We start from the raw sequence: 19,477 nt of genomic DNA on the forward strand, positions 1-19,477 counted from the left end.
GGCGTCAGCCCTTGACGGCGCCCTGCATGATGCCGCCGACGATCTGGCGGCCCAGCAGCCCGAAGACCAGGAGGACGGGGAGCGTGCCCAGCAGCGTGCCCGCCATGATCACGGACTGGTCGTGGACGTAGCCGCCGCCCAGCTGGCGCAGCGCGACCTGCACGGTCGGGTTCTGCGAGGACAGGGCGACGATCGGCCAGAAGAAGTCGTTCCAGGCCGCCATGAAGGTCAGCAGACCCAGCACCGCCATACCGGGCCGGGCGATCGGCACCACGATCGACCAGAAGATCCGGGCGGAGGAGGCACCGTCCACCCGCGCCGCCTCGATCAGTTCGTCCGGCAGCGCCTGCACCAGGAACTGCCGCATGAAGAAGACCCCGAAGGCCGACACCAGACCGGGCAGGATCACCGACTGGAGCTGGTTCACCCACTCCAGCTCCGCAATCAGCATGAACAGGGGGATCACGCCCAGCTGTGGCGGGATCATCATCGTGCCCACGGTGACCGCGAGCAGCGCGCCCCGGCCACGGAAGCGCAGCTTGGCGAAGGCGAACCCGGCGAGGGTGCAGCACAGCACCGTGCCGACCGTGATGGAGCCGGAGACGATCAGGGAGTTGAGGAGGGCCTTGCCGATGTCCGCCTCCTCCATCACCGCCTCGAAGTTCCGCATCAGGTTCGGGCCGGGGAGGAGGGACGGGGGCACCTTGGCCAGGTCGGCGTTGGAGCGGCTGGCGGCGACGATCGTCCAGTAGAACGGGAAGGCCGACACCAGGACGGCGACGCCGAGGATCACGTACGCGACCCGGCCGCCGTGCAGGGTGCGTCCGGCGCGGCGCGCGGTCATCGGCCGGCCTCCTTGAGGGAACGGCGGCGCACGATCAGGGCGTTGACCCCGACCAGCACCAGGATCAGCAGGAACATCACCCAGGCGATGGCGGCGGCCCGGCCCAGGTGGAAGAAGCCCCAGCCCTGCTCGTACATGTAGAGCCCGAGCGTCTGGTACTGGTGCGAGATGCCGCCCGAGACCGACCCCTCGAACAGCAGCGGCTCACCGAAGAGCTGGGTGGCGCCGATCGTCGACACGACGGCCGTGAAGACGATCGTCGGACGCAGGCCCGGCAGTGTGACGTGGAAGAACTGCCGCCAGCGCGACGCCCCGTCCATCTCCGCCGCCTCGTACAGCTCGCTCGGGATGGACTGCATGCCCGCGAGGTAGATCAGCGCGTTGTAGCCGGTCCAGCGCCAGATGACGATGGTCGACACGGCGATCTGGGAAGCGACCGTGTTCGTCTGCCAGTCGACCGGGTCGATGCCGACCAGCCCCAGCGCGTAGTTGACGAGTCCGAAGTCGCGGCCGAAGAGCTGCGCGAAGACCAGCGTCGCGGCCGCGACGGAGGTGGCGTAGGGGAGCAGCATCGCCGTGCGGAAGAACGTCCGCCCGCGCAGCTTGTAGTTGAGCAGATGGGCCAGGCCGAGGGCCATCACCAGCTGCGGGACCGTGGAGACGACCCCGATGGTGAAGGTGTTGCGCAGCGAGATCCAGAAGAACTCGTCGGTGAAGAGGGCGGCGTAGTTGCCGAGCCCGCGCCACTCCATCTCACCGGGGGTCTGCAGCTCGACGCGGTAGAGCGACACGAACGCCGTGTAGAGCAGCGGGAAGAGGCCGAAGGCGGCGAAGAGCGTGAAGAACGGGGCGAGGTACGCGTACGGCGAGACGGTCCGCCATGCGCGGCGCGCGGCCGACGCACGCCGCCGCCGGGCGGGTGCCGTTCCTGCCGGAGCGGTGAGGGTCACGGTGCGGCCCTTCATGGTGTTCGGTTCGGGCATGGACGGTACGAGGGGGACGAGGTGGTCATCCGTGACGTACGAGGGGGACGACCAGGTTCGTCCCGCGACGTACGAGAGGGACGAGGTCATCCCGTGACGTTCTCGACGCCCTTCTTCGCGTTCGACCACGCCTTGTCCGGTGACGTCCCCTTCCGCTCGACCTCGCTCAGCGCGTTCGTGATCTGGTCGGCGACGTTCTTGTCGTGGATGCCCAGCACCTGTACGGGGGCCGCCTTGGCGGCGTCGCCGAAGATCTTGCCGATCGGGGCGCCGGAGAAGTACGGGTCCTTGGCGCCGGCGACCTTGGCGATGGCGCCCGTGGAGGAGGGGAAGTTGCCCTGCTTCTCGAAGAGCCGGGCCTGCTGCTCGGGCGCCGTGAGCCACTGGATCAGCTCGTACGCCTCCTTCTTGTGCTTGGCCGCCCGGGGGACGCTCAGATATGACCCGCCCCAGTTCCCGGCGCCGCCGGGCAGCTTGGCGATGTCCCACTTGCCCTTGCCGGCCTCACCGGCCTGGCCCTTGATGTACCCGAGCATCCATGCGGGGCAGGGGATCGTGGCGAACGACCCCGCGGCGAAGGCCTGGTTCCACTGCGGGGACCACTGGTCCAGCTTGGCGCTCAGGCCGTCCTCCGCAGCCCGCGTGGCGGTGTCCCAGGCGGTCTTGACGGCCGGGTTCGACTCGTAGATCAGCTTTCCGGAGGCGTCGTAGTACCGCTCCTCCTCCTGGCCGATCATGATCGTGAACAGGCTGCCCACGCTGTCCAGCCAGGCGCTCTTGGCAGGGGCCTTGGCCTTGTACTGCTTGCCGAGCTCCAGGTAGCCGTCCCAGGTGGCCCACTTCTTCGCCAGTTCGGTGCGGTCGGTCGGCAGGCCGGCCTGCTTGAAGAGGTCCGTGCGGTAGCACATCGCCTCGGGCCCGACGTCGGTGCCGAGTCCCAGTACCCGGCCGTCCTTGGTCGTCGCCGCCGACCACTTGGCCTCGGCGAACTCGCCCTTGAGCTTGTCCGCGCCGTACTTCGTCAGGTCTTCGAACTTGTCCGCCTGCTGCTGCGTGACCGAGGCGATGCGGCCCACCTCGATCGCCTGGACGTCGGCGAGGCCGCCACCGCCGGCGAGCCGGGTCTGGAGGGACTTCCAGTAGTCCTGCTCGTCCTCCGTGTCCGTCTGCTTGATCTTGATGCCGGGGTGCAGCTTCTCGTATTCGGCGTAGAGCCCGGCTTCCTTGTAGCCGAAGGAGCCGAAGAGGTCCACGGTGAGCGTGACCGTGCCGTCGGACGCCTCGCCCGAGGCGCCGGATCCGCAGGCGGCGAGCAGGACCCCGGTGAGTGCGAGCGCACCGAGTCGGACGGCGGCCCTCCTGGCGGTGGCGGCTCGGGCGATGGGCATGGGAAGCCTCCTTGGCTTCGGCGGGGCGGTGGTTCGGAGCGGGCCCAAGGGGTTGAGAGCGCTCTCAAGAAGATGCTCAGGAGCGTGCCCCCGGCACCCTCTCCCCGTCAAGACTCGAACGCATAACGGGTTCCCCGCGACGCCAACTTCCCTAGCTGTTCCCTGTATTGACAGCTCTGTTTCAGGAGTTTTACGTTCCAGGGCACCTGAGAGCGCTCTCGTAACGCTCTCCCGCCATCCACCCGAGGTGCCGACATGTCATCCCCCCGCACCCGACCATTCCCCCGCATCCGACCGTTCGCCCGCACCCGACCATCCCCCCGCATCCGACCGCCCGCCCGCACCCGAGCAGTCCCACGAGCCGCCCGCCCCGCCGCGCTGCTCCTGGCCACTGCCCTGGCCGCCCTCGGTGTCACCGCGACCACCGCCACCCCCGCCACGGCGGCCACCGTCCCCGTCGGAGCGGGCAGCTACTCCGACACCCGTCCCCCCGGAACCTCCGGCCCCACCACCAACACCGGCACCCCCGTCACCCCCAAGCTCACCCCAGCGGCCCAGGGAAAGCCGGTGCCCACCAATGACTGGTGGTCCTCCCTCGCCTTCCAGCGGTACGGCGACAACCCCTGGTCCACCCCCATGTACGGCCACCCGCTCACCTACCAGGCCACCGCCGCCGGCCTCGACATCGGCTACCCGACCACCCCGGCGATCGTCGGCGACGGCAGACAGTACGAGTACGCCCACAAGCGCGATCTCACCCTCGGGCTCACCGGCCTGAACTCGCCGGACACCAAGGCCGACGCCTGGTCCGACTGGACCGTCACCCCCTACTGGTCCGACGGCGCCCGGACCCTCCGCACGACCATCGGCCACGGCTCACCGTTCGTGTACGCCAAGGGCACCGGCGGCGACGCGCGGATCACCACCGCCACCGCGCCCACCGTCTTCGCCGACCAGGGCAACGTCCTCGGGATCACCGTCGCCGGCCACCACTACGCGCTCTTCGCCCCCACCGGCGCCGACTGGACCGTCTCCGGCTCCACGCTGACGGCCGGGCTCGGCGGCAGGGACTACTTCTCGGTGGCCGTCCTGCCCTCCCCGGACGCGCTGGCCACCTACCGGACGTACGCGTACAGCTTCGTCACCGGCTCCAGCGTCGCCTGGAACTACACCGGAGGCACGGTCAAGGCCACCTACACCCTCACCACCCAGCCCCAGGAGGGCACCGAGACCGGCACCCTCCAGGCCCTCTACCGGCACCAGTGGCTCCACACCACGGACGCGCTGACCCCGTACACGTACGTCTCACCGCGCGGCACCATGAAGGTCCGGGCGTCCACCACCTTCACCACGAGTCAGCGGGCCGCCGCCGTCCTGCCCGGGCTGCCGAAGTCGTCCGGCGTCGACACGGCCCGGCTGCGCGGATACCTGAACGAGGCGGCGAACGCCGCCGACCCGTTCTCCGGTGCCACCGACACCTACTGGACCGGCAAGGCCCTCGGCCGCCTCGCCCAGCTCGTACCCCTGGCCGACCAGATCGGCGAGACCGCCACCCGCGACAAGCTGATCGGCCTGCTCAAGGGCCGTCTCCAGGACTGGTTCACGGCGGGCGGTGCCAACGAGTTCTCGTACGACAGGAGCTGGAAGACCCTCACCGGGTACCCCGCCTCCTACGGCAGCGACACCGAGCTCAACGACCACCACTTCCACTACTCGTACTACGTCTACGCGGCCGCCGTCGTCGCCCAGTACGACCCCGCCTGGGCCGCCGACCCGGCCTGGGGCGGCATGGTGAAGACGCTCGTTCGCGACGCCGCCAACCCCAGCCGCACCGACACCGCCTTCCCGTTCCTCCGGGGCTTCGACGTCTACGCCGGTCACAGCTGGGCCTCAGGCCACCAGGGCTTCGCCGCCGGCAACAACCAGGAGTCGTCGTCCGAGTCCACCAACCTGAGCGCGGGCCTGATCCTGTGGGGCTCGGCCACCGGTGACACCGCACTGCGGGACCTCGGGGTGTACCTGCTGACCACCGAGTCCGAGGCGATCGCCCAGTACTGGTTCGACGCCGACCAGCAGGTCTTCCCGTCCTCCTTCGGGCACGACACCGCCGGCATGGTGTGGGGGAGCGGCGCCGCCTATGCCACCTGGTGGACCGCCAACCCGGAGGAGATCCACGGCATCAACGTCCTGCCGGTGACCGGCGGTTCGCTGCACCTGGGCGGTGAGAAGGCGGCCATCCGCCGCAACATCGCCGAGATGGAGCGCGAGAACGGCGGCCCGGCCGTCGAATGGCGCGACATCCTCTGGGAGTTCCAGTCGCTCGCCGACCCCGCCGCCGCCCTGTCCAAGTGGAACGCGGGCCACGCCTCGTACACGCCCGAAGCGGGGGAGTCGAAGGCGCACACGTATCATTGGATCACCACGATGGACGCGCTCGGCGCGCCCGACGCCACCGTGACCGGTGACATCCCGACGTCGGCCGTCTTCAGCAAGGGCACGGTACGGACGTACGCGGCCCACAACCACGGTTCCACCGCCCGCACGGTGACCTTCTCCGACGGCGCGAAGCTCACCGTCCCGGCCCGGTCGACGGCCACCGGGACGGGCAGCGGCGGCACGGATCCGGATCCCGTCCCCGGGACCGGCGACACCTTCCAGCTCCGCACCGGAGGCGCCCTCACCACCGCCACGGGCGCGGCGGCGGGCAGCGACACCATCGCCTCGGCGGGCGGCGCCAACCACGACGGCACCCCGCACCAGCCGCTGGTGTACGAGGCGAAGGGCGTCAACGGCACGCTCAAGGCGGGCGCGGCCACCGCCTTCCGGCTCCAGGTCGACGCGGGCACCACGGTCGGCCTCGGCCAGCAGGCCCGGGTCGCCTACGACCTGACCGGCGACGGGACGTTCGAGCGGACGGAGACGTACCACTACTTCGCGACCGACCCGGTGACCGGTTGGGAGGAGTACAGCCAGGCACGCGGGCTGAAGTCGGCGACGGGCACGCTGGGCGACCTGAGGGGCGGCACCGTACGCCTGGAGGTCTGGCACGCCATCGGCAACGGCACGGCACGGCTCCAGACGGGCACGGACCGGTCCGTGCTGGTCATCCCGTACGGCTAGGCCGACGCCCGTCGCACCAGTTCCGTAGGAGTGATCACCGAGTCCGGAGCGCTGCCCGCTCCGGACTCGGCATCCTGCGCGTTCAGTACACGCATCAGCAGCCGGACCATCAGTCGGCCCATGCCCTCGATGTCCTGGCGGACCGTCGTCAGCGGCGGGTCGGTGGCCTCCGCGATGGACGTCATGTCGTCGAAGCCGACCAGCGCCACGTCCCCCGGCACCCGCAGCCCGCGCTCGCGCAGCACCCGCAGCGCGCCGGACGCCATCAGGTCGTTGGCGGCGAACACGGCGTCCAGGTCCGGACGCCGCTCCAACAGCTCCGCCATGGCCCGCGCCCCGCTCTCCTCGGTGAAGTCGCCCTGCGCGATCAGCCCGGAGCCGGCGTCCAGCAGGACGTCCCGGTATCCGTCGAGCCGGTCCATCGCGGAGGTCTGGTCGGACGGGCCGGCGATGTGCGCGACGCGCTCACGGCCCAGCGACAGCAGGTGCCGTACGGCTTCCCGGGCGCCGCCCCGGTTGTCCGCGTCCACGTACGGCACGGCGAGGCCGCCGGCCGCGCCCGGCCACCCGGGCCGCCCGCCGAACACCGCCGGCACCTGTGCCCGCCGGATGATGGAGGGCAGTTCGTCGTCGTTGTGCACCGAGAAGGCCAGCGCGCCGTCGACATGGCCGCCGCCCAGGTACCGGCCGATCCGGTCGTAGTCGCCAGGACCTTCCACCCACAACAGCACCAGCTGGGAGTCGTGCGCCGTCAGTTCGCGGCTGATGCCCCGCACCTGCTGCTCGAAGAAGGGATCGGAGAACACCCGGAACTCCGGCTCGGCGATGATCACCGCCACCGCGCCGTTGCGCCGGGTCACCAGGGTGCGAGCCGCGTGGTTCGGGATGTAGCCCAGCTCCTCGACCGCCCGGCGCACCTTGTCCACGAGCGGCTGCCGGACCCCGGCCCCGCCGTTGACGACCCGCGAGACCGTCGCCCTCGAGACCCCGGCGCGGGCCGCGACGGCTTCCAGGGTGGGGCGGGAGCCGGGGGCCGGATCGGGCATGGTGGACAAAGGTGCTCCTCGGCGGCGCGGTGAAACCTGGGTACACCAGCAGGGTAGCCGGTCGACCGAGTCCGTGAGAGCGCTCTCTGCGCCTTCGGACAAGCCGCCGCCCCCATCGCCCCGGGACGGCGGCCGTGGCACCCGACGATCAGTGGCCGAGGCCGTGCTCGTGCTCGTGGTGGTGCTCGCCGTGGTCGTGGATCGTGTTCGTCGCGGCGATCTTCTTCCACGACGTGGGCTGGTCCGGCTCCGCCGCGGCCTGCGATCGCGCTATCCGCGACTCCCCGGCGGCGGGGGCAGCCGGCTTCGACGGCTGGTACAGCCAGGTGTCGAACAGCCCGGCAAGGGGCTTGCCCGAGACGCGCTCGGCGTACGTCACGAAGTCGGACACCTTGGCGTTGCCGTACGCGTGCTCGGCCGGCCAGCCCTTCAGGACGGCGAAGAAGTCCTCGTCACCTATCTCGTTCCGCAGGGCCTGGAGGGCCAGCGCGCCCCGGTCGTACACGGCGATGTCGAACTGCTTGTCCGGACCCGGGTCGCCCGGCTTGACCGTCCAGAACGGGTCGTCGGCCCCCCGCGTGGCGTACACGTAGTCCGCCAGCTCCTGCGCCGTGCCCTCGCCCTCCTTCTCCGACCACAGCCACTGGCTGTAGCGGGCGAAGCCCTCGTTGATCCAGATGTCCTTCCACCTGTCGACCGACACACTGTCGCCGTACCACTGGTGCGCCAGCTCGTGCACGACCACCGACACATTGGCCCCGTTCACGAACTGGCGCGGGCTGTAGAACGGCCGCGTCTGCGTCTCCAGGGCGTAACCGCTGGTCACATTGGGGACGTAACCGCCGAGCGCGTTGAAGGGATACGGTCCGAAGACCTCCTCCAGCCACTCCGCGACCTCCGCCGTTCGCTCGATGCTGGCCCGCGCCGCGCCCGCGTTGCCGCCGAGGTCCTTGCTGTACGCGTTGAGGACGGGCAGCCCCTTGTCCGTCTTGTCCGTCGTGATGTCGAACTTGCCGACGGCGAGCGTGGCGAGGTACGTCGCCTGCGGCTTGTCGGAGCGCCAGTTGTAGCGCGTCCAGCCCAGTCGCGACGACTGCGACTGCAGGACGCCGTTGCTGATGGCCTGCGTCCCGTCCGGCACGGCGACTGATACGTCGAACGTCGCCTTGTCCAGCGGGTGGTCGTTGGACGGGAACCACCACACGGCCGAGTCCGGCTCCTGCGCCGCGACGCCGCCGTCGGGTGTGCGGTGCCAGGCGGTCCAGCCGCCGATCTTCAGCTCGGACGGTTTGCCCGCGTACCGGACGACGACCGAGACGGCCCGGTTCTTCGCCAGCGGCGAGGCCGGGGTCACCTCCAGCTCGTGATCGCCGGTGGCGGTGAACTCCGCCTTCCTGCCGTTCACCCGCACCTCGCTGACCTCGAGGCCGAGGTCCAGGTTGAAACGGGACAGGTTCTGCGTGGTGGTGGCGATGATCGTCGCCGTGCCCTCCAGCAGGTCCGTCCTCGGCTGGTACTTCAGGCGCAGGTCGTAGTGCGACACGTCGTATCCGCCGTTGCCGCTGGCCGGGTAGTAGGGGTCGCCGATGCCGGGGGAGCCCGGACCGTAGTCGGCCGCCGATGCCGGGATCGCCAGCATCAGCGAGGCCGCGAGTGCGCTCGGGACGATCAGTCTGCGGTGCACGTCAAGGTCTCCAAGTCGTGTGGACGGAAGATCTCTGAAGGCTATTCAGCCTCTGGCGCCTCGGTCATGTCCATGGCCCCTCCTGTCACGTGATTGCCATTCGGCCGACATGAACGTCCGTCGTCCACACCGTCCCCTGCGCCGCCTTCGTCCCCGTACTGCCCTCTGTCGTACGGCAGTTGACCCGTGTACCTTCCGCTCCCATGCCGATACGTGCGCGGAGCAGAGTCCTCGTGGTGGCGGCCACAGCCGCCCTGATGTCCACACTCGTGCCGCAGGCGAGCGCGAACAGCGCATCCGCCCGCGAGTCCCGACCGATCTACTCGTACGACAACGCGGTCCGCGAGTCCGTCTGGGTCGACACCGGCCTCGACGGAGACCGCGACGGCAGGACCGACCGGGTCGCCGTCGACATCGTCCGGCCGCGCGAGGCGGCCCAGCGGGGCCGCAAGGTCCCCGTGATCATGGACGCCAGCCCCTACTACGCGTGCTGCGGGCGCGGCAACGAGAGCCAGAAGAAGACGTACGACGCGAACGGCGACCCCGTCCAGTTCCCGCTGTACTACGACAACTACTTCGTGCCGCGCGGCTACGCCTTCGTCGCCGTCGACCTGGCCGGAACCAGCCGGTCGGACGGCTGCGACGACGTCGGCGGCCGCTCCGACATCCAGTCCGCCAAGGCCGTCGTCGACTGGCTGAACGGCCGCGGCCGCGGCTACACCACCCGTACCGGCGCCGACCGCGCCCGTGCGACCGGCTGGTCCACCGGCGACACGGGCATGATCGGCAAGAGCTGGGACGGCACCATCGCCAACGGTGTCGCGGCGACCGGCGTCGAGGGCCTGAAGACCATCGTCCCGATCGGCGCCATCTCCTCCTGGTACGACTACTACTTCGCCAAGGGCGCCCCGCTGTACGACTCCGGCCCCGACTGGCTCTCGAACTACGTCAACAGCCCCGACGCCCGCACCCGGTGCGCCCACGTCCAGCAGCGCCTCGTCGACGGCGCGCCGCGCACCGGCGACCGGACCCGGCTGTGGGAGGAGCGCGACTACGTCAAGGACGCGCACAAGGTGAGGGCCAGCGTCTTCGTCGTGCACGGCCAGCAGGACCTCAACGTCCGCGCCAAGCACTTCGGCCAGTGGTGGGACGCCCTCGCCCAGCACGGCGTGGAGCGCAAGATCTGGCTCTCGCAGACCGGGCACGTCGACCCGTTCGACTTCCGCCGCGCCGACTGGGTACGAACCCTGCACCGCTGGTTCGACCACCACCTCCTCGGCTACGACAACGGCATCGACCGCGAGCCGATGGCCGACATCGAGCGCGCCCCCGACCAGTGGTCCACCGACCGCGTCTGGCCGCCCCGCGCCACCGCCACCACCACGCTCCGCCCCGCCACCGGCTCCGCGCCCGGTGTCGGCACCCTCGGCCTCACCCCGGCCCGGCCCGGCGCCACGGAGACGTTCACGGACGACCCCGAACTGGACGAACTCGACTGGGCGGCGCACGTCGACGCCTCCACGCCGTCCAAGGCGGGCTTCGTCTCCCGCCCCCTGACGCGCGACCTGCGGCTCTCCGGCTCCTCCACCGTCACCGTCACCGCCACCCCGAACACCACCAGCGCCCACCTCTCCGCCGTGCTGGTCGACCTCGGGCCCGACACCATCCGTGACTACGGGGCCGCCGGCGAAGGCATCACCACCCTCACCGAACGCACCTGCTGGGGCGCGAGCACCACCGGCGACAGCGCCTGCTTCAAGGAGACGAAGGCGAAGACCACCGACGTCGGCTTCACCGTGTTCAGCCGGGGCTGGGCCGACCTCGGCAACTGGGCCGACGAGAACAGGGGCCGCCCCCTCACCCCCGGCAAGGCGCACACCATCACCCTGGACCTCGCCGCCGCGGACCACGTCGTCCCGGCCGGCCACCGTCTCGCCCTCATCATCGCCGGCACCGACCAGTACCTGATCGACCCTCCTTCCACGAAGCCCACCCTCACCCTCGACCTGGCCCGGAGCTCCGCCAGGCTCCCCCTCGTCGGCGGCGCCCCCGCCTTCGTACGGGCCACCTTCCCCACCGTGCCCCCGGCCGCCCCGCGCACCGCCCCGCCGAGCGGAGCCGCCACCCCGCCCGCCGGTGTCACCGCCCCGCGTCCCGTCCCGCCGATCCCCGGAGGCAGCAGCCGATGACCCCACGTGCCGCACGCGTCCGAGCCTTCGCCGTGACCGTCACCGCAGCCGCCCTCGCCCTCCCGCTGATCACCGCTCCCGCGCAGGCCTCACCCGCCTCGCCGCCCCGCACCGGCTTCGAGACGAGCAACGGCGCCCGCTGGACGGGCCAGCGCGAGGAGCAACGATTCCTCACCACCGTCGACCGGGCGAGCGACCGCGTGTCGACGACCCGGATCGGCACCACCCGACAGGGCCGTCCCCTCCAGCTCGTACGGATATCCACGGCCCCCAGCACCAACATCGTGCTCCTCATCTGCAGCCAGCACGGTGACGAGCCGTCCGGCCGGGAGGCCTGCCTCACCACCGTCCGCGACCTCGCGTACGCCAAGGACCGCGAAACCCTCCGCTTCCTCTCCCGCACGACCGTCCTCGTCGTCCCCACCGCCAACCCCGACGGCCGCGCCGCCGACACCCGGGGCAATGCCGACGGCGTCGACATCAACCGCGACCACATCGCCCTCAAGACCGCCGAGGCTCGCGCCCTCGCCGCCGTGCTCCGCGACCACCGGCCCGACGCCGTCTACGACCTGCACGAATACGGCGCCACCCCGCCCTACTACGACAAGGACCTCCTCTCCCTCTGGCCGCGCAACCCCAACACCGACGCGCACGTGCACGACGAGGCGCACACCCTCTCCGAGGCGTACGTCCGCCCCACCGCCGAGCGGGCCGGTTTCGACAGCGGCGTCTACGGCATCTGGACCGACCCCGTCACGGGGGAGCCCGTCAAGCAGGTCGCGGGCGACGGCCAGGAGCGCATCCTGCGCAACACCGCGGGCATCAAGCACTCCGTCGGCCTGCTCGTCGAAACCCGCGTCGACCCCCTCACCGACGCGGAGAAGAACGACCCGGCCCTCAACAACCGGCGCCGGGTCGACAGTCAGCTCGCCGCCCTCGACGGTCTCTTCGCGTACGTGGACGACCGGCGCGGCACCATCGAGGCGGCCACCACGACGGCCCGGCTGGCCGGTCTGCGCGACCGGGGCCCGATCCACCTGGGCGGCGCCGACAACGATCCGCCGGAGCCCGCCGAAACCCTCCAGGACCCGCCCTGCGGCTACCGACTGAGCCCGGCCCAGTACGCCGACGTCGAGGACGAACTGGCGCTGCACGGGGTGGCCGCTCGAGTGGGGGGCGACGGGGCCGCCTTCGTACCCCTGCGCCAGCCCCGGCGTGCCCTCGTACCCCTGCTCCTCGACACCCGCGCGGCCTACCACCTCACAGGTGGGGAACCAGTCGACGCCTGTTGATCCCGGGTCGGGTGTGCCTGACGTGGTAGGGGGTAGTACGAGCGAAGTCAGGCCATGATCGTGAAAGGTGCCGCCTGTGTCTCAGGAGCAACGCAAACCGGGGCAACGAATGCGGCTACCGGTGAAGGCGGCCCTCCCCGGCCGCCATCCCCACGAGGACAAACCGCCCGTCACCGACCGGGTGGTCTTCGGGGTCACGGCCGTGCTCACCCTGGCCTTCGTGATCTGGGGCGCAACGGCCACCAGCGCCCTGGAGAGCGTCTCCGACACCCTGCTGAACGGCCTGATGCACAACGGCGGCTGGGCGTTCGTCCTGGCCGCCTCGGGCTTCGTCGTCTTCGCGCTCTGGCTCGCCGTCAGCCGGTACGGACGGATCGAGCTGGGCCAGGAGCACGAGGAGCCCGAGTTCAGCACCGTCTCCTGGGTCGCCATGATGTTCAGCGCCGGCATGGGCATCGGCCTGATGTTCTACGGCGTCAGCGAACCGCTCGCGCACTACACCACCCCGCCGCCCGGCACCGATCCCGCCGACTCGGCGGACGCCATGCAGACGGCGCTCGCCACCACGCTCTTCCACTGGACACTGCACCCGTGGGCGATCTACGCGGTGGTCGGCCTGGCCATCGCCTACAGCACCTTCCGGCGCCGCAGGCGGCAGACGATCAGCGCCGTCTTCGTCCCGCTCATCGGAAAGAAGCGCGCCGACGGTACACCCGGGCGGGTGATCGACATCCTGGCGATCTTCGCCACGCTCTTCGGTTCCGCCACCTCCCTGGGGCTCGGCGCGCTCCAGATCGGCAGCGGCATGCACGAGGTCGGCTGGCTGGACAAGGCCGGTACCGGACTGCTCGTCGCCATCATCGGCGTCCTGACGGTGTGCTTCGTCTTCTCCGCGGTCTCCGGGGTGGAGAAGGGCATCCAGTGGCTCTCCAACACCAACATGGTGCTGGCCGTCGTGCTCGCCGTCTTCGTCTTCGTCGCGGGCCCCACGATCCTGGTCCTCGACCTGATCCCCACCTCGCTCGCCTCCTACTTCGACGAACTGCCGCAACTGGCGGGCCGCACCGAAGCCGCCACCGGCGGCGGTGACGTCGCCGACTGGCTGAGCAGCTGGACCGTCTTCTACTGGGCCTGGTGGATCTCCTGGACGCCGTTCGTCGGCATGTTCATCGCCCGGATCAGCCGGGGGCGCACGATCCGCCAGTTCGTCGGCGGCGTCATCCTCGTCCCCAGCACCGTGAGCCTGGTCTGGTTCGCCGTCTTCGGCGGTACGTCCATGCACCTGAAGGAGCGCGGCGACCTCGGAGCCGCGACCACGCCCGAGGGCCAGCTCTTCGGGGTGCTCCAGGAGTTCCCGATCGCCGGCGTGATGAGCCTCCTCGTGATGATCCTGGTCGGCATCTTCTTCGTCTCCGGCGCCGACGCCGCCTCGATCGTGATGGGCACGCTCTCCCAGAAGGGCACCTTCGAACCGGCCCGGTTCGTCGTCGTCTTCTGGGGCGTGGTGACCGGAGGCGTGGCGGCCGTGATGCTGCTCGTCGGCGAGGGCAAGGGCGACGCCCTCGCGGGCCTCCAGCACCTGACGATCCTCGTCGCGGCCCCGTTCGTCCTGGTGATGGTCGGCATGTGCTGGGCCCTGATGCGGGACCTGCGCCAGGACCCGCTCATCGTCCGCGGCGAACTCGCCGAGGAGGCCGTGGAGGAGGCCGTGATCGCGGGTCACGAGAAGTACGCGGGCGAGTTCGAGATCCGCATCGGCCCGGCCCAGGACGAGGAAGGCGGCCGGGACCGGGGAACGGACCGGGAGACGGGCCGGGGGCCGGACGAACCCTCCCGCTGACCGACCGGCCCGGTGGGGGGCGCCGGGGCGCCCGCCCCGGCCGCCCGCCCCGGCCCGCTCGGCTGCCTGCCCGGCCCGTACGGACACCCGTCCCACCGGCCTCGGTCCGCCCCCGCCCGGGACGGGCCTCACGGCGGTCGCCGGGTCCGGGCCCGTGGCCGATTAACGCCGCGGCGCCTCCCTCGGGGAGGATGGCGTCATGACCGAGATCCGCACGCCCCGCCTCCTCCTGCGCCGCTGGCACGACGACGACCTCGTCCCCATGGCCGACATCAACGCGGATCCCGAGGTCATGCGCTGGATCGGCGACGGCTCGGTCCGCGACCTGGAGGAGACGGCCGAGGACATCGAACGGTGGGAAGAGGAGTGGGACGAGGAGGGCTTCGGGCCCTTCGCCGTGGAGCTTCTCGCCTCGGGGGAGCTGATCGGCTTCGCCGGTCTGTCCGTCCCCGAGTACCTGCCCGAGGTGCTCCCGGCCGTCGAGATCGTCTGGCGCCTCGGACGGCCCTTCTGGGGCCAGGGGTACGCCTCCGAAGCCGCCCACGCCGTGCTGGAGTTCGCGCTCCAGGACCGCGGTCTCGACCGGGTCGTCAGCATCGCCCGGCTGGGGAACGAAGGCGCCGAGAACATCATGCGCAAGCTCGGCATGGCGCCGGAGCGGGAGACGACCCACCCGGTGTACGGCGTCCCGCTGCACGTCCACGCCATCGACCTCACCGAGTACCAGGGGTGACGAGGCCCGCCACCTCCTCCGCGCACCCCCACGCGACGGTCACGCCCGCGCCCCCGTGGCCGTAGTTGTGGACCAGCACCCCGCCGCCATCCGGCAACGGCTCCACCGCCAGACGCACCCCGCCCGTGCGCACCGGGCGCAGGCCCACGCGGTGCCCCAGCACGCGGGCCCGGCCGATCTCGGGGCGGATCCGCGCGCACCGGGCGACGATCGCCGCGGCCGTCCCCGCGTCCGGCTGCGTGCTCCAGTCGTCCTCCTCCGCCGTACCGCCCAGCACCAGCCGCCCCGGCTGCGGGAAGAAGTACGTCGCCCGGCTCGCCGAGGAGTCCGCGGCGGCGAACCACTGCTCCACACCAGGGTTCTCCACCAGGACCAGCTGGCCGCGCACCGGCCGCAGACCGGGGTCCGGTACGAGATCCCGCGCCCCGAGCCCGGCGCAGTTGACCACCACCGGGGCCGGGGCCTCCGTGAGGGACGACACCGCCCGCGTTTCGACGACCCCGCCCGCCGCCTCCAGCCGGTCCACCAGCCACGCCAGGTGGACCGGCATGTCGACCAGCGGCAACCGGGCCGCCAGGCCCCCGGAGGGAAGCTGCCGCAACCCCGGCACCTCGCCCGCCCAGGAACCGAGCGACGTCGGCTCGGTCTCCGCCTGGACCCCCGCCACCATCCGTACGCCCGTGGCCTCCGGATCGGCGGCGAGCCGCTCGTACACCCGCAGTGAGGCCAGCGCCCACGCGCCCACCCGCTCCGCCGGTTCGATGCGGTACGGCCACCACAGCGCGCCCGCCACCGCGGAGGTGGTGTCGCCCGGCGCTTCACGCGTCCACACGCGCACCCGCAGGCCCCGCTCGGCCAGTACGACGGCCGTCGTCAGCCCGATGACCCCGCCACCCACCACGATCACGTCACCACTCATGCCGGGACGGTAGCGGAGGCGTCCGGGGCGGGCATACACCTCACATGCCTGCCGAGCACGAGCACGAGCACAACCACGAGCACGACGAAGTGCCCATCGAAGAGCGCGACCACGCCTACGCGTCCTTCGCCCTCGCGCCCGCGATACGGGCAGGGGGCGTCCTCACCGGCGGCGCCTACCAAGTGCACCGGGACTTCCTCGACTTCGTCGTCGACGGCCGTCCGCTCCTCCACCAGCTGTCCGACCTCGACGCCGTGTCCCCGCTCGCCGCCGACGTACCGCCCGCCGTCTTCACCGACCACGTGCGCCGCCTGCTGCTCGACGGCGAGGCTCCCCTGCCCGAGGGGCGGTACGTCATCTACGGCTGCCCCGAGTGCGAGAGCCTCGCGTGCGGCGCGGTCACGGCCGTGATCGAGCGGGACGGCGACGACGTCGTCTGGCGCGACTTCGCCTGGCAGACCGACGAGACCGCCGACCTGGACCTGAACGGCTACCGCGGGATAGGCCCGTTCCGCTTCCACGGCGCCCAGTACCGCACCGAGCTGGAACGCCTCCTCCCGAGCGCCCCCGCCCGCCGCCGCGTCCTGCTGATCGGTGCCCGTGTCGCCGTCCTCGCCAAGCTCGCCGCAGCGCTGCGCACCATCGGCGTCGGTGCCGACATCGCGGAGGACACCGTCGCCGTACCACCCGAGGAACTGCGTGCGTACGGAGCGGTGGCCTTCGGCCGCGCGGTCGGCCGGGAGCGGCGCGCCGCGGTGAGGGAGGCGTTCGCCCGGGCGGGCGCGGACGTGGCGTACGTCGACGGGTTCGCGCCGATCATCCCCGTGCTCGTCGCGCAGATCGAGCAGGCGCTCGACCGCAGCCCGCCGGAGCGCAGACGCCTGACCCGCCTGGCCGTGACCGGCGGCGAAGCGACCGTCGAGGTCACCTCCACCTGCCGCGTCCAGCTCGTCGCCCACCGCCTGGACCGCCTCTGCCGCACTCGTACCCAGGAGCTGTTCGACGGCTTGCTGGAACCGGGCACCCACCGGATTGCGCTGGACGCGCGGGCGGTCAGGGGGCAGTCCTTCCTCGTGGCACGGACCATGGGGGGCGTGCTGGTGGCACCGGCGACGGCCCCGGCGAGCCGCGAACCGCCGTCACGATGACGCCGACGAACCCGGCCACTGTGACACGGCCGGCACCGCGCCTGACCGTGCGGCGCCCGCCGTGGGAGCCCGACGCCCTCGACCGGAGCGGGACCCGCAGGACCGGCGGCCGGGCCCCCGATAGGATCGACCCCCTGATGACTGCAACCCTCGTCGCCAAGGACCTCGCCGCCGGCCACGGCGAACGTTCCCTCTTCTCCGGCCTCGACCTCGTCGTCGCACCCGGCGACGTGATCGGCCTCGTCGGCGTGAACGGCGCCGGCAAGTCGACCCTGCTGCGGCTCCTCGCCGGGCTCGACAGCCCCGAGCAGGGGGAGCTGCGCCTGTCGCCCCCCGCCGCCACCGTCGGCCACCTCCCGCAGGAGCCCGAGCGCCGCGAGGGGGAGACCGTACGGGACTTCCTCGCCCGCCGCACCGGCGTGGCCGCCGCCCAGGCCGCGATGGACGACGCCACCCAGGGCCTCGTCGACGGCACACCCGGCGCCGACGACGCGTACGCCACCGCCCTGGAACGCTGGCTGAACCTCGGCGGCGCCGACCTCGACGAGCGTGCCGAGGAGGTCGCCGACTCCCTCGGCCTGACCGTCGGACTCGACCGGCCGATGACCTCCCTCTCCGGCGGCCAGGCAGCCCGCGCGGGCCTCGCCTCACTCCTCCTCTCCCGCTACGACGTCTTCCTGCTCGACGAGCCGACCAACGACCTCGACCTGGACGGCCTCGAGCGGCTGGAGCGCTTCGTCCAGGGGCTGCGCGCGGGAACCGTCGTCATCAGCCACGACCGCGAGTTCCTCGCGCGTACCGTCACCAAGGTCCTCGAACTCGACCTGGCGCAGCAGGAGATCCGGTTGTACGGCGGCGGCTACGAGGCGTACCTGGAGGAGCGGGAGACCGCCCGCCGGCACGCCCGCGAGGAGTTCGAGGAGTACGCCGACAAGAAGGCCGCCCTCGAAGGCCGGGCCCAGATGCAGCGCTCGTGGATGGACAAAGGCGTCAAGAACGCCCGCCGCAAGGCGGGCAACGACAATGACAAGATCGGCCGCAAGTTCCGCAGCGAGGCGAGCGAGAAGCAGGCCGCCAAGGCCCGCCAGACGCAGCGCATGATCGAGCGGCTCGACGCGGTGGAGGAGCCCCGCAAGGAGTGGGAGCTGCGGATGGAGATCGCCGCAGCCCCGCGCTCCGGCGCGGTCGTGGCGACCCTGCGTGACGCCGAGGCCGTCCGCGGCGACTTCCGCTTCGGCCCGGCCTCCCTCCAGATCGACTGGGCCGACCGGGTCGCCATCACCGGTGCCAACGGCGCGGGCAAGTCGACCCTGCTCGCCGCCCTCCTCGGCCGCCTCCCGCTGGACGCGGGGCACGCCGCCCTCGGCTCGGGCGTCGTCGTGGGGGAGGTCGACCAGGCGCGCAAGCTGTTCCACGGGCAGGAGTCCCTGCTGGACGCGTTCTGTGCGGCGGTACCGGACACCGAGCCGGCGGACGTGCGCACCCTGCTGGCCAAGTTCGGCCTCAAGGCCCACCACGTGACGCGCGCGGCGACGTCCCTCTCACCGGGGGAGCGCACCCGTGCCGCGCTCGCCCTGCTCCAGGGCCGTGGGGTGAACCTGCTGGTCCTGGACGAGCCGACCAACCACCTGGACCTGCCGGCCATCGAACAGCTGGAGTCGGCCCTGGACGCGTACCAGGGAACCCTGCTCCTGGTCACCCACGACCGGCGCATGCTCGACGCGGTCCGCACCACCCGCCGCATCGAGGTGGCCGACGGCAAGGTCACCGAACAGTGACCGGCCACGCCGTCGACCGGCTGATCGAGCTGCTGGACGATCCGGACTCCGACGTCGACGCGACGATCGATCTCGCCGACGGCATCGCCGCCTCCGGCGACCGCGGACCGCTGCCGCGGCTGGAGGCGGAGCTGGACCGCTTCATCGGCGAGCGGAACCCCTACGCCCGCGAACTGCTGGGCGGAGTGATCGGGCGGCTCGGTGGCGCCGAGGCGCTGCCCGTGCTGCTGCGCGCCTCGGCCCACGACCTCGGGGACGACCAGGACGGGCTGGCCACGGAGATCGTCGACGCGGCGCTGACGGATCCCCCGAAGGCCCGTGCGCTGCTGCTCCCTCTCATGGAGGACGCGGACCCCGCCGTGGCCGCCCGTGCGGAATGGGCCCTGCGCTTCCTGCCCGCCGCGCCGGACTCCTAGGGCGTGTCTTTCGGATCTTGCCGGGCTCGCGAGCCCTGGCACGCGCATCTGCTGCGTTGTCGTCGGTCGCCAATGCTCCGCAGTGGCTCGCTCCTCC

Annotated in this window: 14 protein-coding genes; 8 read left to right on the plus strand and 6 right to left on the minus strand. The window is 71.6% G+C overall.

The window, feature by feature from the left end:
* Positions 1–4: 4 nt before the first annotated feature.
* From ABT360_RS11280 to ABT360_RS11290, 3 genes are all read right to left on the minus strand, one after another.
* Positions 5–844 carry a carbohydrate ABC transporter permease gene (locus tag ABT360_RS11280; RefSeq protein ID WP_351813801.1) on the minus strand — a complete coding sequence of 280 codons (840 nt, stop codon included), beginning with the start codon at positions 842–844 and terminating at the stop codon, positions 5–7.
* Positions 841–1,809: a carbohydrate ABC transporter permease gene (locus tag ABT360_RS11285; RefSeq protein WP_351813838.1), complete on the minus strand. Its 969-nt coding sequence runs from the start codon at positions 1,807–1,809 to the stop codon at positions 841–843. Before ABT360_RS11285 ends, ABT360_RS11280 begins: the two co-directional genes overlap by 4 nt.
* 104 nt (positions 1,810–1,913) lie before the next feature.
* Positions 1,914–3,215 (minus strand): ABC transporter substrate-binding protein, encoded by a 1,302-nt coding sequence (locus ABT360_RS11290; protein ID WP_351813803.1) that lies wholly within the window; start codon positions 3,213–3,215, stop codon positions 1,914–1,916.
* Positions 3,216–3,470: 255 nt separating this feature from the next.
* Between ABT360_RS11290 and ABT360_RS11295 the strand changes: the two genes are divergently transcribed.
* Positions 3,471–6,335, plus strand: a complete 2,865-nt coding sequence (locus tag ABT360_RS11295; RefSeq protein WP_351813805.1) for a glycosyl hydrolase — start codon at positions 3,471–3,473, stop codon at positions 6,333–6,335.
* Here the strand turns inward: ABT360_RS11295 and ABT360_RS11300 are convergent.
* Both ABT360_RS11300 and ABT360_RS11305 read right to left on the minus strand, forming a co-directional pair.
* Entirely contained in the window at positions 6,332–7,381 is a 1,050-nt protein-coding gene (locus ABT360_RS11300) for a LacI family DNA-binding transcriptional regulator (protein WP_351813840.1), read from the minus strand. The genes ABT360_RS11295 and ABT360_RS11300 overlap by 4 nt on opposite strands.
* A gap of 148 nt (positions 7,382–7,529) precedes the next feature.
* Entirely contained in the window at positions 7,530–9,065 is a 1,536-nt protein-coding gene (locus tag ABT360_RS11305; RefSeq protein ID WP_351813807.1) for a M1 family metallopeptidase, read from the minus strand.
* A gap of 203 nt (positions 9,066–9,268) precedes the next feature.
* Here ABT360_RS11305 and ABT360_RS11310 point away from each other — a divergent pair, with 203 nt between their 5' ends.
* From ABT360_RS11310 to ABT360_RS11325, 4 genes are all read left to right on the plus strand, one after another.
* The gene (locus tag ABT360_RS11310) at positions 9,269–11,254 is read left to right on the plus strand and encodes a Xaa-Pro dipeptidyl-peptidase (RefSeq protein WP_351813809.1); all 1,986 of its coding nucleotides are present in this window, start codon (positions 9,269–9,271) and stop codon (positions 11,252–11,254) included.
* Entirely contained in the window at positions 11,251–12,546 is a 1,296-nt protein-coding gene (locus ABT360_RS11315; protein WP_351813811.1) for a M14 family metallopeptidase, read from the plus strand. Before ABT360_RS11310 ends, ABT360_RS11315 begins: the two co-directional genes overlap by 4 nt.
* Before the next feature lie 109 nt (positions 12,547–12,655).
* Positions 12,656–14,386, plus strand: a complete 1,731-nt coding sequence (locus ABT360_RS11320; RefSeq protein ID WP_351813813.1) for a BCCT family transporter — start codon at positions 12,656–12,658, stop codon at positions 14,384–14,386.
* Positions 14,387–14,585: 199 nt separating this feature from the next.
* Entirely contained in the window at positions 14,586–15,119 is a 534-nt protein-coding gene (locus ABT360_RS11325; RefSeq protein ID WP_351813815.1) for a GNAT family N-acetyltransferase, read from the plus strand.
* On the opposite strand, the gene ABT360_RS11330 is transcribed toward ABT360_RS11325, so the two are convergent.
* On the minus strand, positions 15,100–16,038 hold the full coding sequence (locus ABT360_RS11330) for an FAD-dependent oxidoreductase (protein ID WP_351813817.1): 939 nt from the start codon (positions 16,036–16,038) through the stop codon (positions 15,100–15,102). The genes ABT360_RS11325 and ABT360_RS11330 overlap by 20 nt on opposite strands.
* Before the next feature lie 44 nt (positions 16,039–16,082).
* On the opposite strand from ABT360_RS11330, the gene ABT360_RS11335 reads away from it, so the two are divergent.
* The 3 genes from ABT360_RS11335 to ABT360_RS11345 all read left to right on the plus strand — a co-directional run bounded on the left by ABT360_RS11335 (position 16,083) and on the right by ABT360_RS11345 (position 19,380).
* Complete coding sequence (locus tag ABT360_RS11335; RefSeq protein ID WP_351813819.1) at positions 16,083–17,186, plus strand: oxidoreductase; 1,104 nt, start codon at positions 16,083–16,085, stop codon at positions 17,184–17,186.
* Between the two features lie 137 nt (positions 17,187–17,323).
* Positions 17,324–18,964, plus strand: coding sequence for an ABC-F family ATP-binding cassette domain-containing protein (locus ABT360_RS11340; RefSeq protein WP_351813821.1), 1,641 nt, complete (start codon positions 17,324–17,326; stop codon positions 18,962–18,964).
* Positions 18,961–19,380 (plus strand): HEAT repeat domain-containing protein, encoded by a 420-nt coding sequence (locus ABT360_RS11345; protein ID WP_351813823.1) that lies wholly within the window; start codon positions 18,961–18,963, stop codon positions 19,378–19,380. The genes ABT360_RS11340 and ABT360_RS11345 overlap by 4 nt, the downstream gene beginning before the upstream one ends.
* Positions 19,381–19,477: the final 97 nt, after the last annotated feature.

The sequence above is a fragment of the Streptomyces sp. NPDC000229 genome (genome assembly GCF_040300825.1).
Classification (GTDB): Bacteria; Actinomycetota; Actinomycetes; order Streptomycetales; family Streptomycetaceae; genus Streptomyces.

What these genes read in the sequence shown, in the direction of transcription:
- ABT360_RS11310 (WP_351813809.1), top strand. Translation starts at nt 9,269, where the DNA reads ATGCCGATACGTGCGCGGAGCAGAGTCCTCGTGGTGGCGGCCACAGCC.
- ABT360_RS11330 (WP_351813817.1), bottom strand. Translation starts at nt 16,038, where the DNA reads ATGAGTGGTGACGTGATCGTGGTGGGTGGCGGGGTCATCGGGCTGACG.
- ABT360_RS11320 (WP_351813813.1), top strand. Translation starts at nt 12,656, where the DNA reads ATGCGGCTACCGGTGAAGGCGGCCCTCCCCGGCCGCCATCCCCACGAG.
- ABT360_RS11280 (WP_351813801.1), bottom strand. Translation starts at nt 844, where the DNA reads ATGACCGCGCGCCGCGCCGGACGCACCCTGCACGGCGGCCGGGTCGCG.
- ABT360_RS11340 (WP_351813821.1), top strand. Translation starts at nt 17,324, where the DNA reads ATGACTGCAACCCTCGTCGCCAAGGACCTCGCCGCCGGCCACGGCGAA.
- ABT360_RS11325 (WP_351813815.1), top strand. Translation starts at nt 14,586, where the DNA reads ATGACCGAGATCCGCACGCCCCGCCTCCTCCTGCGCCGCTGGCACGAC.
- ABT360_RS11335 (WP_351813819.1), top strand. Translation starts at nt 16,083, where the DNA reads ATGCCTGCCGAGCACGAGCACGAGCACAACCACGAGCACGACGAAGTG.
- ABT360_RS11315 (WP_351813811.1), top strand. Translation starts at nt 11,251, where the DNA reads ATGACCCCACGTGCCGCACGCGTCCGAGCCTTCGCCGTGACCGTCACC.
- ABT360_RS11285 (WP_351813838.1), bottom strand. Translation starts at nt 1,809, where the DNA reads ATGAAGGGCCGCACCGTGACCCTCACCGCTCCGGCAGGAACGGCACCC.
- ABT360_RS11290 (WP_351813803.1), bottom strand. Translation starts at nt 3,215, where the DNA reads ATGCCCATCGCCCGAGCCGCCACCGCCAGGAGGGCCGCCGTCCGACTC.
- ABT360_RS11295 (WP_351813805.1), top strand. Translation starts at nt 3,471, where the DNA reads ATGTCATCCCCCCGCACCCGACCATTCCCCCGCATCCGACCGTTCGCC.
- ABT360_RS11300 (WP_351813840.1), bottom strand. Translation starts at nt 7,381, where the DNA reads ATGCCCGATCCGGCCCCCGGCTCCCGCCCCACCCTGGAAGCCGTCGCG.